Origin of the sequence: Dickeya parazeae Ech586, assembly GCF_000025065.1 — a bacterium.
Classification (GTDB): domain Bacteria; phylum Pseudomonadota; class Gammaproteobacteria; order Enterobacterales; family Enterobacteriaceae; genus Dickeya; species Dickeya zeae.
On record NC_013592.1, the window covers coordinates 651,082 to 675,972 of the forward strand.

25 protein-coding genes and 2 tRNA genes are annotated in these 24,891 nt (G+C 51.8%); 23 read left to right on the forward strand and 4 right to left on the reverse strand.

Annotated elements, in window-relative coordinates; all coding sequences use genetic code 11:
- Positions 1-37 precede the first annotated feature (37 nt).
- Positions 38-319, reverse strand: a complete 282-nt coding sequence (locus DD586_RS21160; protein ID WP_012883326.1) for a helix-turn-helix domain-containing protein — start codon at positions 317-319, stop codon at positions 38-40.
- Positions 320-507: 188 nt separating this feature from the next.
- Here DD586_RS21160 and DD586_RS02945 point away from each other — a divergent pair, with 188 nt between their 5' ends.
- Complete coding sequence (locus tag DD586_RS02945) at positions 508-894, forward strand: DNA-binding protein (protein WP_012883327.1); 387 nt, start codon at positions 508-510, stop codon at positions 892-894.
- Between the two features lie 240 nt (positions 895-1,134).
- Positions 1,135-1,557 carry a DNA-binding protein gene (locus DD586_RS02950; protein ID WP_012883328.1) on the forward strand — a complete coding sequence of 141 codons (423 nt, stop codon included), beginning with the start codon at positions 1,135-1,137 and terminating at the stop codon, positions 1,555-1,557.
- Position 1,558: 1 nt separating this feature from the next.
- Here the strand turns inward: DD586_RS02950 and ispB are convergent, their stop codons facing one another.
- Positions 1,559-2,530 (reverse strand): octaprenyl diphosphate synthase, encoded by a 972-nt coding sequence (gene ispB, locus DD586_RS02955; RefSeq protein WP_012883329.1) that lies wholly within the window; start codon positions 2,528-2,530, stop codon positions 1,559-1,561.
- A gap of 259 nt (positions 2,531-2,789) precedes the next feature.
- Between ispB and rplU the strand changes: the two genes are divergently transcribed.
- The 4 genes from rplU (at position 2,790) to cgtA (ending at position 5,873) form a co-directional block, all read left to right on the forward strand.
- Positions 2,790-3,101, forward strand: coding sequence for a 50S ribosomal protein L21 (gene rplU / locus DD586_RS02960; RefSeq protein WP_012771137.1), 312 nt, complete (start codon positions 2,790-2,792; stop codon positions 3,099-3,101).
- 19 nt (positions 3,102-3,120) lie between these two features.
- Entirely contained in the window at positions 3,121-3,378 is a 258-nt protein-coding gene (rpmA, locus tag DD586_RS02965) for a 50S ribosomal protein L27 (protein ID WP_012771136.1), read from the forward strand.
- Positions 3,379-3,496: 118 nt separating this feature from the next.
- The gene (locus DD586_RS02970; protein WP_012883330.1) at positions 3,497-4,441 is read left to right on the forward strand and encodes a DMT family transporter; all 945 of its coding nucleotides are present in this window, start codon (positions 3,497-3,499) and stop codon (positions 4,439-4,441) included.
- A 256-nt stretch (positions 4,442-4,697) separates the two neighbouring features.
- Positions 4,698-5,873: an Obg family GTPase CgtA gene (cgtA, locus tag DD586_RS02975; RefSeq protein WP_012883331.1), complete on the forward strand. Its 1,176-nt coding sequence runs from the start codon at positions 4,698-4,700 to the stop codon at positions 5,871-5,873.
- A gap of 99 nt (positions 5,874-5,972) precedes the next feature.
- Here cgtA and dacB read toward each other — a convergent pair whose 3' ends face one another.
- On the reverse strand, positions 5,973-7,406 hold the full coding sequence (gene dacB / locus DD586_RS02980; protein WP_012883332.1) for a serine-type D-Ala-D-Ala carboxypeptidase: 1,434 nt from the start codon (positions 7,404-7,406) through the stop codon (positions 5,973-5,975).
- A 265-nt stretch (positions 7,407-7,671) separates the two neighbouring features.
- Here dacB and greA point away from each other — a divergent pair, with 265 nt between their 5' ends.
- Positions 7,672-8,148, forward strand: coding sequence for a transcription elongation factor GreA (gene greA, locus DD586_RS02985; RefSeq protein ID WP_012883333.1), 477 nt, complete (start codon positions 7,672-7,674; stop codon positions 8,146-8,148).
- Between the two features lie 125 nt (positions 8,149-8,273).
- Here greA and yhbY read toward each other — a convergent pair whose 3' ends face one another.
- A complete protein-coding gene (gene yhbY, locus DD586_RS02990; protein ID WP_012771131.1) occupies positions 8,274-8,567 on the reverse strand; it encodes a ribosome assembly RNA-binding protein YhbY in 294 nt (97 codons plus the stop codon).
- Between the two features lie 158 nt (positions 8,568-8,725).
- Between yhbY and rlmE the strand changes: the two genes are divergently transcribed.
- The 16 genes from rlmE to yrbN all read left to right on the forward strand — a co-directional run bounded on the left by rlmE (position 8,726) and on the right by yrbN (position 24,888).
- Complete coding sequence (gene rlmE / locus DD586_RS02995; RefSeq protein WP_012883334.1) at positions 8,726-9,355, forward strand: 23S rRNA (uridine(2552)-2'-O)-methyltransferase RlmE; 630 nt, start codon at positions 8,726-8,728, stop codon at positions 9,353-9,355.
- Positions 9,356-9,402: 47 nt separating this feature from the next.
- A complete protein-coding gene (gene ftsH, locus DD586_RS03000) occupies positions 9,403-11,355 on the forward strand; it encodes an ATP-dependent zinc metalloprotease FtsH (RefSeq protein WP_012883335.1) in 1,953 nt (650 codons plus the stop codon).
- A gap of 114 nt (positions 11,356-11,469) precedes the next feature.
- Positions 11,470-12,303 (forward strand): dihydropteroate synthase, encoded by an 834-nt coding sequence (folP, locus tag DD586_RS03005; RefSeq protein ID WP_012883336.1) that lies wholly within the window; start codon positions 11,470-11,472, stop codon positions 12,301-12,303.
- 8 nt (positions 12,304-12,311) lie between these two features.
- Positions 12,312-13,649, forward strand: a complete 1,338-nt coding sequence (gene glmM / locus DD586_RS03010) for a phosphoglucosamine mutase (RefSeq protein WP_012883337.1) — start codon at positions 12,312-12,314, stop codon at positions 13,647-13,649.
- Positions 13,650-13,943: 294 nt separating this feature from the next.
- Positions 13,944-14,279, forward strand: a complete 336-nt coding sequence (secG, locus tag DD586_RS03015; RefSeq protein WP_012883338.1) for a preprotein translocase subunit SecG — start codon at positions 13,944-13,946, stop codon at positions 14,277-14,279.
- Between the two features lie 50 nt (positions 14,280-14,329).
- Positions 14,330-14,416 (forward strand) — tRNA-Leu (locus DD586_RS03020).
- Positions 14,417-14,475: 59 nt separating this feature from the next.
- Positions 14,476-14,552 (forward strand) — tRNA-Met (locus DD586_RS03025).
- Positions 14,553-14,770: 218 nt separating this feature from the next.
- A complete protein-coding gene (gene rimP / locus DD586_RS03030) occupies positions 14,771-15,223 on the forward strand; it encodes a ribosome maturation factor RimP (protein WP_026357807.1) in 453 nt (150 codons plus the stop codon).
- Positions 15,224-15,244: 21 nt separating this feature from the next.
- Positions 15,245-16,735: a transcription termination factor NusA gene (gene nusA / locus DD586_RS03035; RefSeq protein ID WP_012883340.1), complete on the forward strand. Its 1,491-nt coding sequence runs from the start codon at positions 15,245-15,247 to the stop codon at positions 16,733-16,735.
- A gap of 25 nt (positions 16,736-16,760) precedes the next feature.
- Complete coding sequence (infB, locus tag DD586_RS03040; RefSeq protein WP_012883341.1) at positions 16,761-19,478, forward strand: translation initiation factor IF-2; 2,718 nt, start codon at positions 16,761-16,763, stop codon at positions 19,476-19,478.
- A gap of 74 nt (positions 19,479-19,552) precedes the next feature.
- A complete protein-coding gene (gene rbfA, locus DD586_RS03045) occupies positions 19,553-19,954 on the forward strand; it encodes a 30S ribosome-binding factor RbfA (protein WP_012883342.1) in 402 nt (133 codons plus the stop codon).
- A complete protein-coding gene (truB, locus tag DD586_RS03050; RefSeq protein WP_012883343.1) occupies positions 19,954-20,910 on the forward strand; it encodes a tRNA pseudouridine(55) synthase TruB in 957 nt (318 codons plus the stop codon). Before rbfA ends, truB begins: the two co-directional genes overlap by 1 nt.
- A 107-nt stretch (positions 20,911-21,017) precedes the next feature.
- Positions 21,018-21,287 (forward strand): 30S ribosomal protein S15, encoded by a 270-nt coding sequence (gene rpsO / locus DD586_RS03055; RefSeq protein WP_012771120.1) that lies wholly within the window; start codon positions 21,018-21,020, stop codon positions 21,285-21,287.
- 300 nt (positions 21,288-21,587) lie between these two features.
- Positions 21,588-23,708 (forward strand): polyribonucleotide nucleotidyltransferase, encoded by a 2,121-nt coding sequence (pnp, locus tag DD586_RS03060; protein ID WP_012883344.1) that lies wholly within the window; start codon positions 21,588-21,590, stop codon positions 23,706-23,708.
- A gap of 127 nt (positions 23,709-23,835) precedes the next feature.
- A complete protein-coding gene (nlpI, locus tag DD586_RS03065; protein WP_012883345.1) occupies positions 23,836-24,720 on the forward strand; it encodes a lipoprotein NlpI in 885 nt (294 codons plus the stop codon).
- Positions 24,721-24,828: 108 nt separating this feature from the next.
- Positions 24,829-24,888, forward strand: coding sequence for a protein YrbN (gene yrbN, locus DD586_RS22430; RefSeq protein WP_107760761.1), 60 nt, complete (start codon positions 24,829-24,831; stop codon positions 24,886-24,888).
- The last annotated feature ends 3 nt before the right edge of the window (positions 24,889-24,891 follow it).

Consider the following 24,891-nt stretch of genomic DNA (forward strand, 5'->3'; position numbering starts at 1 on the left):
CGGAGTGTATTCTCCGGCCTTTCTTTTTTCGGCAGCATTATTCGGGCTGTGAATCTGATGGTGGGCGGATCAGTTTTTTGCGGTCGAGTAATTCTTGCGTTTGTGGATCAAAATAGCGGCTGGGCCATATTTCCGACGGATGAATACCCAGCGCATCTGCTATTAACCATTCACCCTTTGGCCACGGACGGGATAGGGCATTAGCCAGTGTGGAAGAGCTCAAGCCGGCACCGCGCGATACTGCAGCAAGTGTTGTCCCTTTCTTTCTCAATGCTGCGATAATATCAGCGGGATGCCAGTCACTTTTCCTTGAATTCATAATCCTTCCCTTATTGCTATTAAGACGACAGCGTATTAATGGTATAACTAACAGCTAATGGTTAATGGTTTTGCTAACCTCAAGCCATTATTTGGAAATAATATAGCACCAATTTCCTTAATATTTCCAAATTAATTTCCAAATGGATCTGAATAGGTAACGTGTATCACTATCGGGATGAAAAGGACATGAAAAAAGAGTGGTTTGCGACCAGCGAATTGGTTGGTATTGGCGGACTCCCTAAATCACGGCAAGGATTGAATAAGCGAGCCCGAGAAGATGGTTGGGAAAAGCGTCGCCGTAAAGGTGTACAAGGACGGGGGGTAGAATATTCTATCCATAGCTTACCTCAGTCTGTTCAGCAAACGCTGCTACTGCAGGAAACGTCAGGTGAATATGCGGCAAAACCATCAGACATGCTGTCAGTCTGGATTCAGATTTACCACCAGTTGTCTGTCCCCGAACGGGAAAAGCTGGTGGCGCATATCATGCGCGAAGGGGTGTCTTCTACGTTGAAGCAGCTCGGTCTGGCGAATACGGTAAGCGCAACTTTGATAAAAGATTTTTCTGATTAAATCTCTCAGCCATTCCCAGTTACTCTACTCTCTATTGCGGAATGGCTTTCTCCTATTTCCCTACTGTTTCTCTACTTTATTTCTTTCTGTGGAATTTTCACCGACACCATTAACTCTGCCTTTAACGCTATTGCGTTAGTGGTTTGAATAAAATTAGTCTATTATATGGAAACGTAATCGGGTTTTTAGTCGCCTGATTATGTATTCGTATCAGGAATGAGATGAAAGGGAGAGATTAGGATGGAAAAAACATGGTTTACGACGAATGAATTATTGGGCGTGGCAGGATTGCCGAAATCTCGTCAGGGGCTGAATAAAAAAGCCAAGGATCATGGTTGGGAAAGACGACGTCGCAAAGGCGTTCAGGGTAAAGGCGTTGAATACGCTATCTGGAGCTTGCCGGAAGAAGTCAAAGCAACATTGATGAGAGCGACGTTGATGGGGACGACGCTGATGCGCGAAACCGCGCCCGACTATGTCTCGGCGGCATCGGCCGGGGCGCAGGAGTACACCTGGATTCAAATTTATCATCAACTGTCGGCGGAAGAGCGTACCCGGTTAATTGGGCACATCCTGCGTGAAGGGGCGATGAGTGTGCTGGCCCGTTTGGAAAACGGGCCGCATAAATGCAAAAGCCTGGACTATGTAAATAAAGAAGAGTGATTTAGAAGTCGCGCTGCACTGCAAGGTGGGCCAGCCCTTCAAGTGCAGTGCGAAAATCACTGGCAGGCAGGCACTGAATTGCGGTGATCGCTTTATCGGCTTCTTCCTCGGCTCTTTGGCGCGTATAGGTGAGGGAGCCGCAGGATTGCATGGCAGCTAATACCGGTTCCAGTAAATGGCGGCCGTTGCCTTGCTCAATCGCCTGGCGAATCATGGTGCGCTGCTCATCATTACCGTGGTGCATGGCATGCAGTAACGGTAACGTGGGTTTGCCTTCATTCAGGTCATCACCGGTATTTTTACCCAGTGTTTTGCCGTCGGCGCTGTAGTCGAGCAAATCGTCAATCAATTGGAATGCGGTGCCGAGGTAGCGGCCGTATTCCTGTAACGCCAGTTCCTGCTCGCTGCTGGCGTCCGACAAAATAGCGGAAGATTGCGCGGCCGCTTCGAATAACCGGGCCGTTTTGCTATAAATCACCCGCATATAGCTGTCTTCGGTGATGTCCGGGTCGTTGCAGTTCATGAGCTGGAGAACTTCGCCTTCCGCAATGACGTTAACGGCGTCAGACATGACTGACATAACGCGCAGAGAAGCCAGGCTGGTCATCATTTGAAATGCGCGGGTGTAGATGAAGTCGCCGACCAACACGCTGGCGGCATTACCGAACGCCGCATTCGCCGTGGCTTTTCCCCGGCGCATATCACTTTCGTCGACAACATCGTCATGGAGAAGCGTGGCGGTGTGGATAAATTCAATCAGCGCGGCAACGGTAATGTGCTTGTCACCCTGGTAATTCAGCGCTCTGGCGGCAAGTACCGCTATCATGGGACGGATGCGCTTGCCGCCACCGCCGATGATGTAATTTCCTAACTGATTGATCAGGACAACATCGGAGTTGAGCTGATCCAGTATGGTCTGGTTGACGGCGGCCATATCCTGTGCGCTTAACGCTGTGATTTGCTCTAAGTTCATTGTTTCTGCCAGCTGATTGCTTCTGTTTCTGCCGTGAAAATACTGCTGATATCGGCACCGAAAAGGGAACGTTAGGCCCGATTGTACTTGAAAAACGGCACAGATAAACGGCAGTTCATGGGTTGTATCCTTTTTCTTCACATTGATTGATTCTGCGCTTGTCATCAGTAGGTTTTTTGCGTAGAATTCGCGCCCTATTGTGAATATTTATAGCGCGCTTCACATCATTCAAAGAAGCACGCAGGAAGCGGAGTTTTATATGTACGCAGTTTTCCAAAGTGGTGGTAAACAACACCGAGTAAGCGAAGGCCAGACCGTTCGCTTGGAAAAGCTGGACATCGCAACCGGTGAAGCTGTTGAGTTTGACCAGGTTCTGATGGTTGCCAATGGTGAAGATGTCAAAATCGGCGTTCCTTTCGTCGAAGGCGGCAAAATCAAGGCTGAAGTTGTTGCTCACGGCCGTGGCGAGAAAGTTAAAATCGTTAAGTTTCGTCGCCGTAAACACTACCGTAAGCAGGCTGGCCACCGTCAGTGGTTCACTGACGTGAAAATCACCGGCATCAGCGCTTAAGTTTTAGGAGAGCGGATTAATGGCACACAAAAAAGCTGGCGGTTCTACTCGTAACGGCCGCGACTCAGAAAGCAAACGTCTTGGCGTAAAACGCTTCGGCGGTGAATCAGTTCTGGCTGGCAGCATCATCGTTCGTCAGCGTGGCACCAAGTTCCACGCCGGTAGCAACGTAGGTTGCGGCAAAGACCACACCCTGTTTGCACTGTCTGACGGTAAAGTCAAATTCGAAGTTAAAGGCCCGAACAACCGTAAATACATCAGCATCGTTGCTGAGTAATTTTCTGGTATCAGGTTGAATCATAAAGCCCCGCACTTGTTGCGGGGCTTTTTACATTTAGATTGCACTATAAAGACGCTGTACGATAACGACATCAATAAAAAGAACAGGTGATGTGATGAAACAGAATGCTGGCATCGGGTTTTGTCTGGCGCTGACCACCGCCATATGCTGGGGAGCGCTGCCAATCGCGATGAAACAGGTTCTGGCGACGATGGAGCCTTACACCATCGTCTGGTATCGGTTTCTGATTGCGTCCGTTGGATTGGGCATTTTCTTGTACAGCAGAGGCGCGTTGCCAAAGCTGCGGGCGTTCGATCATCAACGCTGGTGGATTTTGCTGCTGATAGCAACAGTAGGACTGCTGGGCAACTTCGTATTGTTCAGCTCTTCGCTGCAATACCTGAGTCCTACGGCGTCGCAGGTGATCGGGCAGTTGTCTACGGTAGGGCTGATGATCGCCAGCGTCGTTATCCTGAAAGAGAAGATGCGCGTCAACCAGGTTATCGGTGCCGGAATATTGATCTGTGGGTTGTTGATGTTTTTCAACAACAGTTTGGTGGAGCTGTTTACCCGCCTGACGGATTACACCTTCGGGATCTTACTAGGCGTGGCGGCAGCCGTCGTGTGGGTTGCTTATGGCGTGGCACAAAAGGTATTGCTGCGGCGTCTGACTTCGCAGCAACTGCTTTTCCTGCTCTACGCGCTCTGCGTGTTGTTCATCACACCTTGGGCGAAGCCGGGCACACTGTTTCAGTTAACCGGATGGCAATTAGCTTGCCTGTTGTTTTGTGGAGCGAATACGCTGGTTGGTTACGGTGCCTTGGCCGAAGCCATGGCACGCTGGCAAGCCGCGCAGGTGAGTACCATTATTACGCTCACGCCACTGTTTACGCTGTTTTTCTCCGATCTGTTGTCATTGGCCTGGCCATCGGTATTTGCTGCGCCATCGCTTAACCTGCTGGGATACGTCGGCGCATTTGTCGTTGTGGCAGGGGCGATGTTTGCCGCGATTGGGCATCATGTGATCGCAGCAAAACGTTCCAAATACCCGCGGGTGTGAGTCTGCTGTGGTAAGGCGTGTTTAAGGCCATGACGAAGCTGATGTGGGCTGATTATTTTTAATACAGGTGAAATCCTTTCGCCAAGCAGGTACAATCAGCGCCCTTTTATCGAAACAGTTCTGATGCGTCGGTTTTTCAGTGGCAGGTGACATACTGTGGTTATCTGTCATCAACCCAATTCGTTGAGCCAAAGAGAACCAATAAATTATTCAAACGCGTCGGTCATTCTCTATTGGTTTTTTGCGGAGATAGTTCATGAAGTTTGTAGATGAAGCCACTATTTTGGTTGTGGCGGGTGACGGTGGCAACGGCTGTGTCAGCTTCCGCCGTGAAAAATATATTCCAAACGGTGGGCCTGACGGTGGTGACGGCGGCGATGGTGGCGATGTCTACCTGCTGGCGGATGAAAACCTCAATACCCTGATTGACTATCGTTTTGAGAAAAGTTTCCGCGCAGAACGTGGTCAGAATGGCCAGAGTCGTGACTGTACCGGTAAGCGCGGTAAAGACATCACCATCAAGGTACCGGTTGGTACGCGTGTGTTGGATAAAAGCACGGGCGAAGTGCTGGGCGATATGACCCGTAATCAGCAGAAATTGATGGTTGCGAAAGGCGGATGGCACGGGCTGGGTAACTCCCGCTTTAAATCCTCCGTCAATCGTGCGCCTCGCCAGAAAACCAATGGTACGCCGGGTGAAGAGCGTGAGTTGCTGCTGGAGTTGCTGTTGCTGGCGGATGTTGGCATGCTGGGGTTACCGAATGCGGGCAAGTCGACCTTTATCCGTGCAGTGTCGGCGGCCAAACCGAAGGTAGCCGATTATCCGTTTACAACGCTGGTACCGAGTCTGGGCGTTGTGCGTATGGATAGCGAGAAAAGCTTTGTCGTGGCGGATATCCCTGGGCTTATCGAGGGGGCGTCTGAAGGGGCCGGGCTTGGGATCCGTTTCCTGAAGCATCTGGAGCGTTGTCGTGTGCTATTGCACCTGATCGATTTGGCACCGATCGATGAATCCGATCCGATCGAAAATGCCAAAGTGATCGTCAATGAGTTGCAGCAATACAGTGCATCTCTGGCAGAAAAACCGCGCTGGCTGGTATTTAACAAAGTCGACTTGCTGGAGAAAAGCGAGGCGGAAAGCCGTGCGAAGGCAATTGCCGAAGCACTAGGTTGGGAAGGCAAATATTATCTGATTTCGGCAGCTAACCGTGAAGGGGTGAATGCCCTGTGCTGGGATGTGATGAATTTCCTGGAAACTCAGCCGAAAGCAATGGCTGAAGTCGAAAGCAAGGCACCTGAAAAAGTCGATTTCATGTGGGATGACTATCACCGTGAGCAGTTGGAAGCGGCTCAGGCAGAAGCGGAAGAAGAGTGGGATGACGATTGGGATGAGGATGACGACGAAGGCGTCGAAATCGTTTATCAGCGTTAATACCGCGACGACCATCAGGTCGGTAGTCGAAAGATTTGCTTGTTAGTTGTACATGTTTCCCCTATCTGCATACCGCAGATAGGGGATTTTTTTATCTGGTTAATTGTTTTGGTTGATGTCTTTGTAAAGACGACTTTCAAAACGGACCAGCGGAATACGTCGCTCTTTTTGATCTTCCGGTGGTACGGCATAGCCTGAAAGATACTGCACGAAAGCCATGCGTTGACCACTGGCGGTAGTGATAAATCCTGCCAGATTGTATACGCCCTGAAGAGAACCGGTTTTGGCTGAGACTTTGCCATCAAGTCCAGCTTCGTGTAGACCCGCCCGATAGCGTAACGTGCCGTCATAACCAGCCAGCGGCAGCATCTTGATGTAATTCAGCTCATTATCGTGTTGGGCGATATATTGCAACACCTGCATCATGGTTGCGGGGGCTATCAGGTTGTGTCGCGAAAGTCCTGAGCCATCAACAATAATGGTGTTGCCAAGATCAACACCCGCTTTCTGACGCAGGATTTGACGCACGGCATCGGCTCCGGCACGCCAGGTCCCGGGCACTTTGAAGCGCTCATGCCCGATGGTGCGAAATACGGTATCGGCAATCATGTTGTCCGATTTCTTCAGCATGGTGGTCAGCAGTTCATGCAGCGGTTCTGATTCGGTTTGTGCCAGTACTGTACTGGGGGTACCCGGTAATGTCTGGCGCCGAAGGTTCCCATCGACACGAATATCGGCCTGTTCCAGTTCGTCTTTTACGATGGCTCCGGCATAGCTGGCACCATCCTGAATCGCGAACGCCAAGGGTAAGGGTTCTGCCCGTTGTGTCAGGCAACCCGTGAGGGTGTATCGGTTGAGTTCGCCCGGCACGACATCCAGTTCGCAATACTGGGCATCAGGCGAGCCTTTTGGCAGTGTGCGTACTTCACTAAACATGTGTACCGGATAATAAGACGCCACCCGGATAAAGGCGTTGTCACCGGCTTTTGGCGCGCTATAAAGTGAAATAGAGAAGCAGTTTTTATCGACAATCGCCGCGGCGGGCGGTGCACTGAAGCATTGGGTCAGATCGTTCCAGGGCCAGCCGGGGGCTTTATCGTGGCTGGCGAACACGGATGTGTCGATGAATACGTCACCACTGATTTCCTTGATTCCCCGCTTTTTCAGTTCCTGTACCATATTGCGAATCTGCTGGCGCTTCAGTGTTGGGTCACCGCTAAAGCGTACTGTCAGATTGCCACGTAATACCCCGCCGGTGAGGGCTCCGTTGCTTTCTATCGTCGTGACAAAGCGGTAATTAGGCCCCAACTGTAGCAACGCGGCCAGCGCAGTAATGACTTTCTGTGTACTGGCGGGTAACGCCATCTGTTGGCTGTGGTAATCGAGCGTTGGCGTCGTGGCACCGATTTTTTGCACCACCAGCGCCAGATTGGCCCCATCTGGCAGGTATTTGGTGTACTCATCCATGGCGGCAGCGTTGGCATGCAGGGCAACTGCGCAGGTAAAACCGGTCAGAATCGATAAAAAACGCATAATCTCAATCAAGTACAGGGTAACGTGGTGGTCATACTACGGCGCATCAAGGGATAAAGTAAACGATGACCCTGGTGGAACTCTGGGGTAAAATACGTATCAAAATGCAAAAACGCGTCTGGCCTGGAAGTGATGTTCCGGGCGAGGCAGTTTTTGTTTAAATTGTCAGGTGCACTGGCATGGAAACATTCCGTCGCAGGTGATTTTATCGCGTCAGGATGACGGTAACGTGAGCCGTACGGATTTTTTTAGAGGTAGTGACGATATGAAACAATTTCCGATGACGTTGCGTGGTGCTGAAAAGTTACGCGAAGAGCTGGACTTCCTGAAGTCGGTGCGTCGGCCTGAAATTATCGCTGCGATCGCTGAGGCGCGTGAACATGGCGATTTGAAGGAAAACGCGGAATACCATGCGGCCCGTGAGCAGCAAGGGTTCTGTGAAGGCCGGATTCAGGAAATTGAGGCCAAGCTGTCTAATGCTCAGGTCATCGATGTCACCAAAATGGCGGCCAATGGTCGCGTGATCTTTGGTGCGATGGTGACGGTCATGAACCTGGATACGGAAGAAGAGCAAACTTACCGTATCGTGGGTGACGATGAGGCTGATTTCAAACAGAACCTGATTTCTGTGAATTCGCCGATTGCCCGTGGCCTGATTGGCAAAGAAGAAGATGATGTGGTGACGATCAGCACGCCGGGTGGCGTGGTGGAGTACGAAATTCTGAAGGTTGAATACCTCTGATAACGGTGAGCAAACAAGACGCCAGTCTGGATTGTAAAGAAAGGAAAAAGGCCGATATCGGCCTTTTTTCTCACCAGCGGGTCATGGAACCTTGCGGTGAAACAAGGTAACCTGAATCGAAAATGTTAACGAGGCAACACAATCTTGCGCTCTTTTGACGCACGATAGAGCACCAGAGTGTGGCCGATAACCTGAACGTTGCTGGCGCCGGTTTCACGCAGAATGGCATCGACAATCAACCCTTTGGTTTCACGATCTTCGGTAGCGATTTTCACCTTGATCAGTTCGTGATGCTCCAGAGCCTGTTCGATTTCAGCCAGTACACCTTCGGTGAGGCCGTTGTTGCCCAGCATGACGACTGGTTTTAACGGATGAGCCAAGCCTTTCAGGTGCTGTTTTTGTTTGTTACTCAGATTCATTGTCTTTTTTGCTTAGGTTAGGATTGAAAACGGACCATTCTACCGCCATCTCATGATTATCACCAATCCGGCTATACTGATTGGCTATCGTTGAGCGCTGTTGTCCGCTGCTGGCATCTTAATTAACACTAGTTAGAAAAATCATAGTTGGAAAATCGATGGCTAACAAAAAGCGTTCTGCAAGTTCCAGTCGCTGGTTGCAGGAACACTTTAGCGATAAATATGTACAGCAGGCGCAGAAAAAGGGGCTTCGCTCGCGCGCTTGGTTTAAACTTGATGAAATACAGCAAACGGACAAGCTGTTTAAACCCGGTATGACCGTGGTAGATCTGGGGGCGGCGCCAGGCGGATGGTCGCAGTATGTCGTCAGTCAGATCGGTGGAAAAGGGCGCATTATCGCGTGTGATCTTTTACCGATGGATCCTATTGTCGGAGTCGATTTCCTTCAAGGGGACTTTCGTGATGAATTAGTGCTCAAAACCCTGCTGGAACGGGTTGGGGACGAAAAGGTTCAGGTGGTGATGTCTGACATGGCCCCGAACATGAGCGGTACGCCGGCGGTAGATATTCCCCGGGCGATGTATCTGGTTGAACTTGCATTGGATATGTGCCGGGATATATTAGCACCAGGTGGTAGTTTCGTAGTGAAAGTATTTCAGGGCGTGGGCTTCGATGAGTACCTACGCGAGATTCGCTCCCTGTTTACGACGGTAAAGATTCGTAAGCCAGATGCCTCCCGAGCCAGGTCCCGTGAGGTGTACATTGTAGCGACAGGCCGTAAACTATAGTACCCTGACGCTATTCTTTAACACAGATGTAATATGAGGTTAATCCCTTGAGTGACATGGCGAAAAACCTGATTCTCTGGTTGGTCATCGCAGTTGTGCTGATGTCCGTATTCCAGAGCTTTGGGCCCAGCGAGTCGAATGGCCGTAGGGTGGATTATTCAACCTTTTTGACTGAAGTGAATCAGGATCAGGTCCGTGAAGCGCGCATCAATGGGCGCGAGATCAATGTTGTCAAAAAAGACAGCAGCCGTTACACCACGTATATCCCTGTCAACGATCCTAAACTGCTGGATAACCTTCTGACCAAAAACGTAAAAGTGGTTGGTGAGCCGCCGGAAGAACCGAGCCTGTTGGCGTCGATCTTCATCTCCTGGTTCCCAATGCTGTTGCTGATTGGCGTCTGGATTTTCTTTATGCGCCAGATGCAGGGCGGAGGTGGCAAAGGTGCCATGTCGTTCGGTAAAAGCAAGGCACGGATGCTGACTGAAGATCAGATTAAAACCACGTTCGCCGATGTGGCGGGCTGTGATGAAGCCAAAGAAGAAGTCGCCGAGCTGGTCGAATATCTGCGCGAACCAAGCCGTTTTCAAAAGCTGGGCGGTAAAATTCCGAAAGGCGTACTGATGGTTGGCCCGCCGGGGACCGGTAAAACCTTGCTGGCGAAAGCCATTGCGGGTGAAGCCAAGGTGCCATTTTTCACCATTTCGGGTTCTGACTTTGTGGAAATGTTCGTCGGTGTCGGTGCTTCGCGCGTAAGAGACATGTTCGAACAGGCCAAGAAAGCTGCGCCTTGTATCATCTTTATCGATGAGATCGACGCCGTGGGCCGTCAGCGTGGTGCAGGTCTGGGTGGTGGTCACGATGAACGTGAACAAACGCTGAACCAGATGCTGGTTGAAATGGACGGTTTCGAAGGTAACGAAGGTATTATCGTTATCGCCGCGACTAACCGTCCTGACGTACTGGACCCAGCTTTGTTACGCCCCGGCCGTTTTGACCGTCAGGTTGTGGTCGGCTTGCCGGATGTGCGTGGCCGCGAACAGATTCTGAAGGTTCATATGCGTCGTGTGCCGCTGTCGCCGGATATTGATGCTTCCGTTATCGCTCGCGGTACGCCGGGTTTCTCCGGTGCCGATCTGGCCAACCTGGTTAATGAGGCAGCATTGTTTGCCGCTCGTGGCAATCGTCGTGTGGTGTCTATGGTGGAGTTCGAAAAAGCCAAGGACAAAATCATGATGGGGGCGGAACGTCGCTCTATGGTCATGACCGAAGCGCAAAAAGAATCCACGGCGTATCACGAAGCTGGGCATGCGATTATCGGGCGTCTGGTGCCTGAGCATGATCCGGTACACAAAGTGACAATTATTCCGCGTGGCCGTGCGCTAGGGGTGACGTTCTTCCTGCCTGAAGGCGATGCTATCAGCGCCAGCCGTCAGAAACTGGAAAGTCAGATTTCTACGCTGTACGGCGGTCGTCTGGCTGAAGAGATCATCTATGGGCCAGAACATGTTTCTACCGGTGCGTCCAACGATATTAAAGTGGCGACGTCTATTGCACGTAACATGGTAACGCAGTGGGGCTTCTCGGAAAAACTGGGGCCGTTACTGTACGCGGAAGAGGAAGGGGAAGTATTCCTCGGCCGTTCCGTTGCTAAAGCCAAGCACATGTCGGATGAAACTGCACGTATCATCGATCAGGAAGTGAAGGCGTTGATCGAGCGTAACTATCAGCGTGCCCGTGAGTTGCTGATGGCGAATATGGACGTCCTGCACTCAATGAAAGACGCATTGATGAAGTATGAAACTATCGATGCGCCGCAAATTGACGATCTGATGTCTCGGAAGGATGTTCGCCCACCGGCTGGTTGGGAAGATCCAACACCGGGTAATAACTCTTCCTCGTCTGATAATGGCGGTACACCTAAAGCGCCGACAACGGCGGATGAACCCCATACTCCAACGTCGGGCAATACGATGTCTGGGCCGTTGAACGACAAGTAAGACAAATATGGTGTGACAGTCCTCATCTGGGCTGCCAGTTCCCTCAAACCCCGGCTTGCCGGGGTTTTTTACTCCAGAAAGGGCGCATTGACCAAACGCACTGAGACACAGAACATGAAATTGAACGCGCGCGGATTAACGCTAGATCTCTCCTGTCCCCAGATTATGGGGATCCTGAATGTCACCCCTGATTCCTTTTCTGATGGTGGTAAGCACAATACCCTCAACGCTGCATTGATCCATGCTGAACAGATGATCTCTGCGGGTGCGACTTTCATCGATGTTGGTGGTGAATCTACCCGGCCTGGTGCTGATGAAGTCAGCACGCAAGAAGAGTTGGATCGCGTTATTCCGGTGGTGGAAGCGTTGGCACAACGTTTTGAAACCTGGATTTCAGTCGATACGTCTAAACCGGAAGTGATAACCGCCAGTGCACAGGCGGGTGCCCATCTGATTAATGACATTCGGGCGTTCAGAGAGCCTGGGGCGCTGGAGGCCGCGGTAGCAACAGGTTTGCCTGTGTGCCTGATGCATATGCAAGGGTTACCCAAAACCATGCAACACACGCCGCATTATGATGATGTTGTGGGTGAGGTTATGGCATTTTTTGAGCATCATATTGCCCGCTGTACCGCTGCAGGTATGTCACGTGAACAGTTATTGCTGGATCCCGGGTTCGGGTTCGGCAAGAATTTGCAGCACAATTATCGGCTGCTGGGACGTCTGGAAGACTTACACCAATTTGGCTTACCGCTATTAGTTGGCATGTCCAGAAAGACCATGATTGGGCAACTGCTGGGTGTCCCGCCGCTTGAGCGGGTTTACGGGAGTGTGGCGTGTGCGGTGATTGCCGCCATGAAGGGTGCCCATATTATCCGTGTCCATGATGTGAAAGCGACGGTGGATGCGATACGTGTAGTCGAAGCAACTCTATCAGCGAAGGAATAACAACAAATATGAGTAGCCGCAAATATTTTGGCACTGATGGTATTCGGGGCAAGGTGGGCGACCTGCCGATTACACCTGATTTCGTACTGAAATTGGGGTGGGCAGCCGGTAAAGTACTGGCACGCCACGGTTCCAGAAAGATCATTATCGGCAAGGATACCCGTATCTCGGGTTATATGCTGGAGTCTGCGCTCGAAGCCGGTTTAGCCGCAGCAGGACTGTCAGCATCATTTACCGGCCCGATGCCAACCCCTGCGGTGGCGTATCTTACCCGGACTTTCCGCGCAGAGGCTGGCATCGTTATTTCCGCGTCCCACAACCCCTACTACGATAACGGCATCAAGTTCTTTTCGATTGACGGCACTAAGTTGCCGGACGAAGTAGAAGAGGCAATCGAAGCGGAAATGGAAAAACCGCTGACTTGCGTAGAATCCGCCGAATTGGGCCGGGCAAGCCGTATCGTCGATGCCGCCGGGCGTTATATTGAGTTCTGCAAAAGTACGTTTCCGAGTGAGCTGAGTCTTAATGGCCTCAAAATCGTGGTGGATTGTGCGAATGGTGCAACGTACCACATTGCGCCCAGCGTGCTGCGCGAGTTAGGCGCCAAGGTGATCGCGATTGGGTGTGAGCCTGATGGCGTGAACATCAATGAGCAGTGTGGCGCGACCGATGTGACCCAGCTTCAGGAGCGAGTACTGTCTGAAAAGGCTGATGTGGGCCTGGCGTTTGATGGTGATGGTGATCGCCTGATTATGGTTGATCACCAGGGCAACAAAGTAGATGGCGACCAGATCCTGTATATCATCGCGCGTGAAGCGTTGCGTCAGGGACAGCTCCGTGGTGGTGCGGTCGGTACGCTGATGAGTAATATGGGGCTTGAGGTGGCGCTCAAACAGCTTGGTGTGCCGTTTGCCCGCGCTAAAGTGGGTGACCGCTATGTTCTGGAGCTGATGCAGTCAAAAGGCTGGCGGATGGGGGCAGAGAATTCAGGCCACGTTATCCTGCTGGATAAAACGACGACTGGAGATGGGGTCATCGCAGGTTTGCAGGTGCTGACAGCGATGGTTCGCAACCACATGAGTTTGCATGACCTGTGCAGCGGTATGAAACTCTTCCCACAAATACTGGTGAATGTTCACTTTTCTGGTGAGGGTGACCCGTTGGAAAGCGACGCGGTTAAACAGGCGACCCTAGATGTGGAAACTCAACTGGCAGGCCGTGGCCGGGTGTTGCTGCGTAAATCGGGTACGGAGCCGCTAATCCGCGTGATGGTAGAAGGGGAAGATGAGGCGACCGTGACACAGATGGCAAACCACATTGCGGATGCAGTAAAAGCCGCAGGCTAAACGGCAACGCGATAGCCTGAAATGGCGGCAAGGGGCGGATACTCTTGCTGCCACTCTGGCAAGTGTGCGAACCACTGAGTAATCAGTATGTTCCGGTCTTTTTTCCCGAAACGCTGTTTTTTTCCTCAATCGGTTAATGGGTACCAAATTACCCTTGCGTACATCCGAGGCTTTAGTTAGTATTCAGACCCGCTTTATAAGGGATGTTGCTCATCCTATTGCGGATAGTCGCGGGTGAACCGCAAGAATTAGCGATGCCTTGCCGAATGGTGAGGATACATAACGGGTACAACTATGTACGAAGCTCTTCTGATAATTTTCCTGCTGGTAGCGATTGGCCTTGTCGGTCTTATTATGCTGCAGCAAGGTAAAGGTGCAGATATGGGAGCGTCGTTCGGAGCAGGTGCTTCCGCTACGCTGTTTGGTTCTAGCGGTTCCGGCAATTTCATGACCCGAATGACGGCGCTGTTTGCCACGCTGTTTTTCGTACTCAGTCTGATTCTGGGCAATATGAGTTCTGACCACAGCAAAAAAAGCAGTGGCTGGGATAACCTGAGTCAGCCGGCTGCTGCTGAAAAAGCAGACCAGCCTAAAGCACCAGCTGCACCGTCGAGCGATATTCCTAAATAATCGCAGACGTTTCATCAACAAAAATGTTGATGATGAAAACAAATTGTGATGCCGAGGTGGTGGAATTGGTAGACACGCTACCTTGAGGTGGTAGTGCCCGATTGGGCTTACGGGTTCAAGTCCCGTCCTCGGTACCAATCCTATAGATAACTTGCATTTTAGCGGTTGTCAGCGTAGTATTTGCCACGTTTTCGGACGCGGGGTGGAGCAGCTTGGTAGCTCGTCGGGCTCATAACCCGAAGGTCGTCGGTTCAAATCCGGCCCCCGCAACCACTTAACTTCCCAGAAAAGTTTTTTTTCAAATAAACTGTTTTGCATCAAGCGTACTGTTTACGGTGAATTTTGAAAGAATACTTGATGGTAGTTATACCGCAGCAGTTTGCGGTAAATAGGGTCCAGTTGCATAAAGCCCCGATATATCGGGGTTTTTTGTTATCTGACAGCAGAATTACTGGGCTATTAAGCCCTTTTTTTATGTCTTGGGGGTGGGCTTGTCCACATTAGAACAAAAGTTAACAGAGATGATTTCGGCACCTGTTGAAGCCCTGGGCTATGAGCTGGTGGGCATTGAGTTCATCCGGGGACGCCAGTCGACACTGCGTATCTATATTGATAGTGAAGATGGTATCACTGTTGATGATTGTGCTGATGTTAGCCACCAGGTCAGTGCGGTATTGGATGTTGAGGATCCCATATCCGTTGCCTATAACCTGGAAGTGTCGTCACCGGGCTTGGACCGGCCGCTTTTTACTGCTGCACATTACGCGCATTTTGTGGGTGAAGAAGTGAGTCTGGTACTGCGCATGGCGGTTCAGAATCGCCGCAAGTGGCAAGGTATTATCAAGTCCGTCGAAGGTGAGATGATTACCGTAACAGTGGAAGGCAAAGATGAAGTGTTCGCGCTGAGCAATATCCAGAAGGCGAACCTGGTACCCCACTTTTAAAGTTTGGATGAGGCAACTAGGATGAATAAAGAGATTCTGGCTGTTGTTGAAGCGGTTTCCAATGAAAAAGCCGTGCCGCGCGAAAAGATTTTTGAAGCGCTGGAGACTGCACTGGCGACAGCGACCAAGAAAAAATACGAGCAGGAAATTGATGTTCGTGTTTGCATCGACCGTAAAACCGGCGATTTCGATACTTTCCGCCGCTGGCTGGTCGTCAACGAGGTGACCCAGCCAACACGCGAAATCACGCTGGAAGCGGCGCAATTCGAAGAGCCGAGTATTGATCTGGGTGGTTACATCGAAGATCAGATCGAATCAGTGACTTTCGACCGCATCACTACGCAGACCGCTAAGCAAGTTATCGTACAGAAAGTGCGTGAAGCTGAGCGTGCGATGGTAGTTGATCAGTTCCGCGAGCAGGAAGGCGAAATTGTTACCGGTGTAGTGAAGAAAGTGAACCGCGATAACATCACGCTGGATTTGGGCAGTAATGCCGAAGCGGTGATCGGCCGTGAAGATATGCTGCCGCGTGAAAACTTCCGCCCAGGTGACCGTATTCGCGGTGTATTGTACGCTGTTCGTCCGGAAGCGCGTGGCGCGCAGTTGTTTGTGAGCCGTTCCCGCCCTGAAATGCTGATTGAACTGTTTCGCATCGAAGTGCCGGAAATCGGTGAAGAAGTCATTGAAATCAAAGCCGCTGCCCGCGACCCGGGTTCCCGAGCTAAAATCGCGGTTAAAACCAACGATAAGCGTATCGACCCGGTCGGCGCGTGCGTAGGGATGCGTGGTGCGCGCGTTCAGGCGGTATCCAGCGAACTGGGTGGCGAGCGTATCGACATCGTCCTGTGGGATGATAATCCGGCTCAGTTCGTGATTAATGCTATGGCACCGGCTGATGTGGCATCCATCGTGGTTGATGAAGATAAACACACCATGGATATCGCGGTTGAGGCGGGTAACCTGGCTCAGGCCATCGGCCGTAACGGTCAGAACGTGCGTCTGGCTTCCCAACTGAGTGGCTGGGAGCTGAACGTGATGACCATTGAGGACTTGCAGGCTAAACATCAGGCCGAAGCCCATGCTGCTATCGATATTTTCACCAAACACCTGGATATTGACGAAGAGTTCGCTACTGCACTGGTTGAAGAAGGCTTTTCTTCACTAGAAGAGCTGGCTTATGTCCCCATCCATGAGTTGCAGGAAATCGATGGTTTGGATGAAGAAACCATCGAGGCATTGCGTGAGCGTGCGAAAGCGGCGCTGACCACACTGGCTCTGGCGAATGAAGAGAACCGTGGCAACGGTCAGCCGGCAGAAGATTTGCTCAATTTATCTGGTCTGTCACGTGAGCTGGCGTTTAAACTAGCAGCTCGCGGTGTTTGCACGCTGGAAGATCTTGCTGAGCAGGGCGTCGATGACCTGGCAGATATCGAAGGGCTTAATGAAGAACAAGCCGGTGAGCTGATTATGGCTGCACGTAATATCTGTTGGTTTGGTGGCAGTAACGAATAACGAACTGTAGCAGGAAAGGAACAGCATGACAGATGTAACCCTGAAATCACTGGCCGCAGAGATCCAGACGCCGGTTGACCGCCTGATACAGCAGTTTGCTGATGCGGGAATCACCAAATCTGCGTCGGACTCTGTGACTCAGAACGAAAAAGAAACACTACTGGCGCATCTGAACCGTGATCGCGGTGCTGCGCCAGGGAAATTAACGTTGCAGCGTAAGACACGTAGCACGTTAAATATTCCCAGCACCGGTGGTAAGAGCAAATCGGTGCAGATCGAAGTCCGCAAGAAGCGCACCTATGTAAAACGCGATCCTCACGAAGAGCAGCAAGCTGCAGCTGAGGAAGAGCAGGCACGGCGTGAAGCGGAAGAACAGGCACAGCGCGCTGCTGAGGAACAAGCCAAACGTGAGGCTGAAGAAAAAGCCAAACGTGAGGAAGAAGAGAAGGCAAAACGCGCCGTTGCTGAAGAGCAAGCCAAACGTGAGGCCGCCGAAAAAGCTAAGCGTGACGTAGCGGAAAAAGAGAAAGTGAGCAATCAACAAAACGATAGTATGACTAAACCAGCTCAGGCTGAGAAAGCGCGTCGCGAAGCGGAAGCGGCTGAGCTCAAGCGTAAGGCGGAAGAAGCGGCTCGTCGTAAAGTCGAGGAAGAAGCTCGTCGTATCGCTGAAGAAGCGCGCCGGATGGCAGAAGAAAATGCCGGACGCTGGGAAAAAGAAGGCAGCGAAGTTACCGAAGACGCCGATTACCACGTAACCACCTCTCATCACGCGCGTGAAGCGGAAGATGAGAACGATCGTCAGGTCGAAGGTGGTCGCGGTCGCGGTCGCGGCAGCAAAGTAACCAAACAGAAGAAAGGCAATCGCCTGTCTGAGTCGAAAGCTGACCGTGAAGAAGCCCGTGCGGTGACTCGCGGCGGTAAAGGTAAACGTAAGCCGAGTACGCTGCAGCAAGGCTTTAATAAGCCTGTGCAGGCGGTCAACCGTGATGTTGTGATTGGCGAAACCATTACCGTTGCCGAGCTGGCCAACAAAATGGCGGTCAAAGGTTCTCAGGTCATCAAAACGATGATGAAACTGGGGGCGATGGCAACCATCAACCAGGTTATCGATCAGGAAACCGCTCAGTTGGTCGCGGAAGAAATGGGTCACAAAGTGATCCTGCGCCGTGAAAACGAGCTGGAAGAAGCGGTAATGAGCGACCGTGATACCGGTCTGTCCTCCGAATCCGAATCACGTGCGCCGGTGGTCACCATCATGGGGCACGTTGACCATGGTAAGACGTCATTGCTGGACTACATTCGTTCAACCAAAGTGGCGGCAGGCGAAGCGGGTGGTATTACCCAGCATATCGGTGCTTACCACGTTGAAACGGATAACGGCATGATTACCTTCCTGGATACCCCGGGGCATGCGGCGTTTACCGCCATGCGTGCTCGTGGTGCTCAGGCGACCGATATCGTAGTGCTGGTAGTGGCTGCTGATGACGGCGTGATGCCGCAGACGATTGAAGCTATTCAGCATGCCAAAGCGGCTAAAGTGCCGGTGGTTGTGGCTGTTAACAAAATCGATAAACCGGAAGCTGATCCGGATCGCGTTAAAAACGAACTCTCTCAGTACGGTATTATGCCGGAAGAGTGGGGTGGTGAGTCCCAGTTTGTACATGTTTCAGCCAAGAGCGGCGAAGGCATCGACGAACTGCTGGAAGCTATCCTGCTGCAGGCTGAAGTACTGGAACTGAAAGCTATTCACAGCGGTATGGCCAGTGGTGTGGTCATCGAATCCTTCCTGGACAAAGGCCGTGGCCCGGTGGCTACAGTGCTGGTTCGCGAAGGGACGTTGAACAAGGGCGACATCGTACTGTGTGGTTTTGAATACGGTCGTGTTCGTGCCATGCGTGACGAGCTGGGGCGCGAAATTACCGAAGCAGGGCCGTCTATTCCGGTAGAGATTCTGGGTCTGTCCGGTGTACCGGCTGCGGGTGACGAAGCGACTGTAGTCCGTGACGAGAAGAAAGCACGTGAAGTTGCGCTTTATCGTCAGGGTAAATTCCGCGAAGTGAAACTGGCGCGTCAGCAGAAGTCCAAGCTGGAAAATATGTTCGCCAACATGAACGAAGGCGAAGTATCCGAACTGAACATCGTAATGAAAGCCGATGTTCAGGGCTCTGTGGAAGCCATTTCCGATTCGTTGCAGAAACTGTCTACCGACGAAGTCAAAGTCAAGATTGTGGGCTCCGGCGTGGGTGGGATCACCGAAACCGATGCCACACTGGCTGCTGCGTCCAACGCGATCATCCTTGGCTTTAACGTCCGTGCGGATGCCTCTGCCCGTCGTATCGTTGAAGCGGAAAGCCTGGATCTGCGTTACTACTCCGTTATCTATGATCTGATCGACGAAGTGAAACAGGCAATGAGCGGTATGCTGGCGCCGGAATACAAGCAGGAAATTATCGGTCTGGCGGAAGTGCGCGATGTGTTCAAATCACCGAAGTTCGGCGCGATTGCTGGCTGTATGGTGACCGAAGGGGTGGTGAAACGTCACAACCCGATTCGCGTGCTGCGTGACAACGTGGTTATCTTTGAAGGTGAGCTGGAATCCCTGCGTCGCTTCAAGGATGACGTCAACGAAGTCCGTAATGGCATGGAATGTGGTATCGGCGTGAAGAACTACAACGATGTTCGCACCGGTGACATGATCGAAGTATTTGAAATTATTGAGATCAAACGCACCATCGAGTGATACGTGCAACAACGTACCTGATGTTTTCATGCTGGGGGGCCGAGTGCCCCCCAATTTTTCTTTGAGGATTCATCATGGCAAAAGAATTCAGCCGCACGCAGCGTGTGGCGCAGGAAATGCAAAAAGAAATCGCCATTATTATTCAGCGTGAAGTGAAAGATCCGCGTGTCGGTATGGCGACAGTATCTGGCGTAGAAGTGTCACGCGATCTGGCTTACGCCAAAGTATTTGTGACCTTTTTGAATGACAACGAGCCGGAACAGGTTAAAGCCGGGGTGAAGGCATTACAGGATGCATCCGGTTTTATCCGTATGCTGCTGGGTAAGGCGATGCGTCTGCGCGTTGTACCTGAACTGACCTTCTCCTATGACAACTCTCTGGTCGAAGGGATGCGGATGTCCAATCTGGTGACCCGCGTGGTTAAACGCGATGCCGAGCGTCGTACATCTGACGCAGATGATGAGCAGGAGGCGTAATGTCGCGTCCTCGCCGTCGTGGTCGTGATATCCACGGCGTTCTGCTGCTGGATAAACCGCAAGGGGCGTCATCGAACGATGTACTGCAGAAGGTAAAACGCCTCTTCAATGCCAACAAAGCCGGGCATACGGGGGCGCTGGATCCGCTGGCGACCGGTATGCTGCCGATATGTCTGGGTGAAGCGACCAAGTTTTCCCAATACCTGCTGGATGCCGATAAACGTTACCGGGTGATAGCTCGTCTGGGGCAACGGACTGATACGTCGGATGCCGACGGTAATGTTATCCAGGAACGCCCCGTCACATTCACGCATGATGCGTTAATGTTGGCGCTGGATAGCTTTCGCGGCGATACCCAGCAGGTACCATCGATGTATTCTGCTCTGAAATACCAAGGCCGCCCACTCTACGAATACGCCCGTCAGGGGCTGGTTGTGCCGCGGGAAGCGCGTGATATCACCGTCTATGAGTTGCAGTTTATCCGCTGGGAAGCCGATGAGCTGGAACTGGAAATCCACTGCTCCAAGGGAACGTACATCCGTACCATCATTGATGATCTGGGTGAGAAACTGGGGTGTGGCGCTCATGTGATGTATCTGCGCCGTTTGCAGGTGGCGACGTATCCTACCGAACGTATGGTCACGCTGGAGCAGTTACAGGCATTGCGTGAACAGGCAGAAGCACAAGAACAACCGATTGGCGAATTGCTGGATGTGCTGCTGTTGCCGATGGACACCGCCGTGCAGGCGTTTCCTGAGGTGAATCTGTCACCGGTGGTGGCGGGTTACCTTAAACTGGGGCAGGCCGTGCGCGCTACCGCTGTGCCGACAGATGGCATGGTGCGTATCACTGAGGGTGACGAACATCGCTTTATCGGTATGGGTGAAATAGATGATGAAGGGCGAGTGGCGCCGCGTCGTCTGGTAGTAGAAAACCCTGAACCGACGGGTGTCTGAGCGCCTTGCGATTATATAGCGCTAAGAGTAAAATAGTGCGGCTTAAATCTTGGGCAGCTGAATTAGAGATCGGCGCCCGTTCTATCTATAATATTTTGGAGTAAATCATGTCTCTAAGCGTTGAAGCAAAAGCGAAAATCGTTGCGGAATTTGGTCGTGGCACGAATGACAGCGGTTCTACCGAGGTCCAGGTTGCTCTGCTGACTGCGCAGATTAATCATCTGCAGGGTCACTTTGCTGAGCACAAGAAAGATCACCACAGCCGCCGCGGTCTGCTGCGTATGGTTTCTCAGCGTCGTAAGCTGCTGGACTACCTGAAGCGTAAAGATCTGGCACGCTACACCACCCTGATTGAACGTCTGGGTCTGCGTCGCTAATTCGACGAGTTTCAGGAGAAAGGGGCCTCTTTGGGCCCCTTTCTTCTAGGAAGTACCAGCAAAACAGAGTAATGTATTGCTGTTGTGAATAGGATCCGTAATTACAGCGATTCGCGCGGCTAATGAGAGGCTTTATTTATTTCTGTTGCTGTATGTGGTGCATGAGAAATAGCTGCATCGAAAATAGCTTTATTAGAATAAAGTCTGTCATTAGTCGCGAGGATGTAATGAGCGGATCGAGTATTTAACTGGTGCGCCATATCAGGGATATGGTGTGCGCCTCTGGTAAAGGATAGTATTTTGCTAAATCCGATCGTTCGTAAATTCCAGTACGGCCAACATACCGTAACGCTGGAAACCGGCATGATGGCCCGTCAGGCCACTGCCGCTGTTATGGTTAGCATGGATGACACTGCAGTATTTGTAACTGTTGTGGGCGCCAAACACGCTAAACCGGGGCAGGACTTTTTCCCGCTGACTGTTAACTATCAAGAGCGTACTTACGCTGCGGGTCGTATTCCCGGTGGTTTCTTCCGCCGTGAAGGCCGCCCGAGCGAAGGCGAAACGCTGATCTCCCGTTTGATTGACCGCCCGATTCGTCCGCTGTTCCCAGATGGTTTCGTTAACGAAGTCCAGGTTATTGCCACTGTGGTTTCCGTGAATCCGCAGGTTAACCCGGATATCGTTGCCATGATCGGTGCTTCTGCAGCGCTGAGTCTGTCGGGTATCCCGTTCAATGGCCCGATTGGTGCCGCTCGCGTTGGTTACATCAACGATCAGTACGTGCTGAACCCGACGACTGAAGAGCTGAAAACCAGCCGCCTGGACCTGGTAGTAGCAGGTACCGAAGGCGCGGTGCTGATGGTGGAATCCGAAGCGGATCTGCTGAGCGAAGATCAGATGCTGGGTGCGGTGGTATTCGGTCATGATCAGCAACAGATTGTTATCGAAAACATCAAGTCGCTGACGGCAGAAGCTGGCAAACCGAAGTGGAACTGGCAGGCACCGGACGTGAACGTCGAACTGCACAACCGTGTACAGGCGCTGTCTGAAGCTCGTTTGGGCGACGCTTATCGCATCACTGAAAAACAGGAACGCTACGCGCAGGTTGATACCATCAAAGCTGACGTGGTTACGGCCCTGCTGGCAGAAGATGAAACGCTGGACGAAAACGAACTGCGTGACATCCTCGGCAGCATCGAGAAGAACGTGGTACGTAGCCGCGTGCTGCGTGGCGAACCGCGTATCGACGGTCGCGAAAAAGACATGATCCGTGGTCTGGATGTACGTACTGGCGTGCTGCCGCGTACTCACGGCTCCGCGCTGTTCACCCGTGGTGAAACTCAGGCGTTGGTTACCGCGACGCTGGGTACTGAGCGTGATGCACAGACCATTGATGAGTTGACCGGTGAGCGTACCGATCGCTTCCTGCTGCACTACAACTTCCCTCCGTACTCCGTGGGTGAAACCGGTATGGTTGGGTCGCCGAAACGCCGCGAAATCGGTCACGGTCGTCTGGCTAAACGTGGTGTACTGGCGGTTATGCCGAAACCGGAAGCCTTCCCGTACACCGTACGTGTTGTGTCTGAAATTACCGAATCCAACGGTTCTTCTTCCATGGCTTCCGTCTGTGGTGCTTCGCTGGCGCTGATGGATGCAGGCGTGCCGATCAAAGCGGCTGTTGCCGGTATCGCGATGGGTCTGGTGAAGGAAGGCGAGAACTACGTTGTCCTGTCTGATATTCTGGGTGACGAAGACCACCTGGGCGATATGGATTTCAAGGTAGCCGGCAGCCGTGAAGGCGTGACCGCGTTGCAGATGGACATCAAAATCGAAGGTATCACCCGCGAAATCATGCAGGTGGCGCTGAATCAGGCCAAGGGTGCGCGTTTGCACATTCTGGGTGTGATGGAACAGGCTATCAGCACGCCGCGTGGCGATATCTCCGAATTCGCACCGCGTATTCACACCATCAAGATCAGCACTGACAAGATCAAAGATGTGATCGGTAAAGGCGGTTCTGTTATCCGTGCGCTGACTGAAGAAACCGGTACGACTATCGAGATCGAAGATGACGGTACGGTGAAGATCGCCTCGACCGACGGCGAAAAAGCCAAACACGCGATTCGTCGTATCGAAGAGATCACGGCTGAAATTGAAGTGGGCCGTATCTATCAGGGCAAAGTGACTCGTATCGTTGACTTTGGCGCGTTTGTTGCCATCGGTGGCGGTAAAGAAGGTCTGGTACATATTTCTCAGATCGCCGACAAGCGTGTTGAGAAAGTGACCGACTATCTGCAGATGGGCCAGGAAGTACCGGTCAAGGTACTGGAAGTGGACCGTCAGGGTCGTATCCGTTTGAGCATAAAAGAAGCAACGGCTCAACCTCAGGAAACTACACCGGTTTCCGAGGCAGAATAATAACGGATAATCGATTGGCAGCTCCTTACAGTGTGAAGGAGCTGCGTGTATTATAAGGAACGGATATCCTTATGCTGAGCAGTCGGGGACAGGATGTTCATCAAATGTTTGTCTTCGGGAGTGGGAAATGAAGCCTTTCTTGCGCTGGTGTTATGTTGCGACAGCAATTATGCTGGCAGGATGCAGCAACACGGATTGGCGCAAAGATGCATTGCTGGCGGTTCCGTTGCAGCCTACGTTGCAGCAGGAAGTCATTCTGGCGCGCATGGAGCAAATCCTGGCGAGCCGGGCAATTACTCCCGATGAGCGAGCACAGCTGTTATATGAGCGCGGAGTGCTGTATGATAGCCTCGGGTTACGGGCGTTGGCGCGAAATGATTTTTCACAAGCGCTTTCTATCCGTCCCGATATGCCGGAGGTATTTAACTATCTCGGCATTTACTTGACGCAGGCAGGCAATTTTGATGCTGCCTATGAAGCGTTTGATTCTGTATTAGAGCTTGATCCAACTTACAATTATGCGCGTTTGAATCGGGGCATCGCTTTGTACTACGGCGGTCGCTACCAGTTGGCGCAGGATGATCTGCTAGCGTTTTATCGCGACGATCCTAATGATCCTTTCCGTTCCCTGTGGCTTTATCTGGTGGAGAGAGAAATCAATCCCGAGAAGGCCAAACTGGCGTTGAAAGAACGCTACGAGGGTGCAAAGAAAGGTGTGTGGGGATGGACGATTGTCGAATTCTACCTGGGCAACATCAGCGAAAAAGCGTTGATGCAGCGCGTACAGGAAGAAGCTAAGGATAACACTTCGCTCGCCGAGCATCTCAGTGAAACTGACTTCTATTTAGGTAAGCACTACCTAAGTCTGGGGGACAAGAACATCGCCGAGGCGTTGTTCAAGCTGACGGTTGCTAACAATGTTCACAATTTTGTTGAGCACCGCTATGCATTGTTGGAATTGGCGCAGTTAGGCCAAGAGCAAGACGACCTATCAGGATCGGACCAGCAATAGCTGACGAACACCTTTAAGCCAGAGATCATGATGATTTCTTCATCGCCTTAACGGGCGAGGCTTTTTTGTTCGCTTTTTAATCCAATTTGAGCCGGTTCACACTTTTCAATGAAAATGATTGAGTATTTTCTCGACAAGTTATGTAGACTGGCCGCCATTTTGAAGTGAGGC

Bases quoted from the DNA above. Each gene is read 5' to 3' on its own strand.
- infB (WP_012883341.1), top strand. From the start codon at position 16,761: ATGACAGATGTAACCCTGAAATCACTGGCCGCAGAGATCCAGACGCCG.
- nusA (WP_012883340.1), top strand. From the start codon at position 15,245: ATGAATAAAGAGATTCTGGCTGTTGTTGAAGCGGTTTCCAATGAAAAA.
- glmM (WP_012883337.1), top strand. From the start codon at position 12,312: ATGAGTAGCCGCAAATATTTTGGCACTGATGGTATTCGGGGCAAGGTG.
- folP (WP_012883336.1), top strand. From the start codon at position 11,470: ATGAAATTGAACGCGCGCGGATTAACGCTAGATCTCTCCTGTCCCCAG.
- cgtA (WP_012883331.1), top strand. From the start codon at position 4,698: ATGAAGTTTGTAGATGAAGCCACTATTTTGGTTGTGGCGGGTGACGGT.
- rlmE (WP_012883334.1), top strand. From the start codon at position 8,726: ATGGCTAACAAAAAGCGTTCTGCAAGTTCCAGTCGCTGGTTGCAGGAA.
- nlpI (WP_012883345.1), top strand. From the start codon at position 23,836: ATGAAGCCTTTCTTGCGCTGGTGTTATGTTGCGACAGCAATTATGCTG.
- DD586_RS02970 (WP_012883330.1), top strand. From the start codon at position 3,497: ATGAAACAGAATGCTGGCATCGGGTTTTGTCTGGCGCTGACCACCGCC.
- yhbY (WP_012771131.1), bottom strand. From the start codon at position 8,567: ATGAATCTGAGTAACAAACAAAAACAGCACCTGAAAGGCTTGGCTCAT.
- dacB (WP_012883332.1), bottom strand. From the start codon at position 7,406: ATGCGTTTTTTATCGATTCTGACCGGTTTTACCTGCGCAGTTGCCCTG.
- truB (WP_012883343.1), top strand. From the start codon at position 19,954: ATGTCGCGTCCTCGCCGTCGTGGTCGTGATATCCACGGCGTTCTGCTG.
- rplU (WP_012771137.1), top strand. From the start codon at position 2,790: ATGTACGCAGTTTTCCAAAGTGGTGGTAAACAACACCGAGTAAGCGAA.
- DD586_RS02945 (WP_012883327.1), top strand. From the start codon at position 508: ATGAAAAAAGAGTGGTTTGCGACCAGCGAATTGGTTGGTATTGGCGGA.
- ispB (WP_012883329.1), bottom strand. From the start codon at position 2,530: ATGAACTTAGAGCAAATCACAGCGTTAAGCGCACAGGATATGGCCGCC.
- greA (WP_012883333.1), top strand. From the start codon at position 7,672: ATGAAACAATTTCCGATGACGTTGCGTGGTGCTGAAAAGTTACGCGAA.
- DD586_RS21160 (WP_012883326.1), bottom strand. From the start codon at position 319: ATGAATTCAAGGAAAAGTGACTGGCATCCCGCTGATATTATCGCAGCA.
- secG (WP_012883338.1), top strand. From the start codon at position 13,944: ATGTACGAAGCTCTTCTGATAATTTTCCTGCTGGTAGCGATTGGCCTT.
- rbfA (WP_012883342.1), top strand. From the start codon at position 19,553: ATGGCAAAAGAATTCAGCCGCACGCAGCGTGTGGCGCAGGAAATGCAA.
- rpmA (WP_012771136.1), top strand. From the start codon at position 3,121: ATGGCACACAAAAAAGCTGGCGGTTCTACTCGTAACGGCCGCGACTCA.
- DD586_RS02950 (WP_012883328.1), top strand. From the start codon at position 1,135: ATGGAAAAAACATGGTTTACGACGAATGAATTATTGGGCGTGGCAGGA.
- rpsO (WP_012771120.1), top strand. From the start codon at position 21,018: ATGTCTCTAAGCGTTGAAGCAAAAGCGAAAATCGTTGCGGAATTTGGT.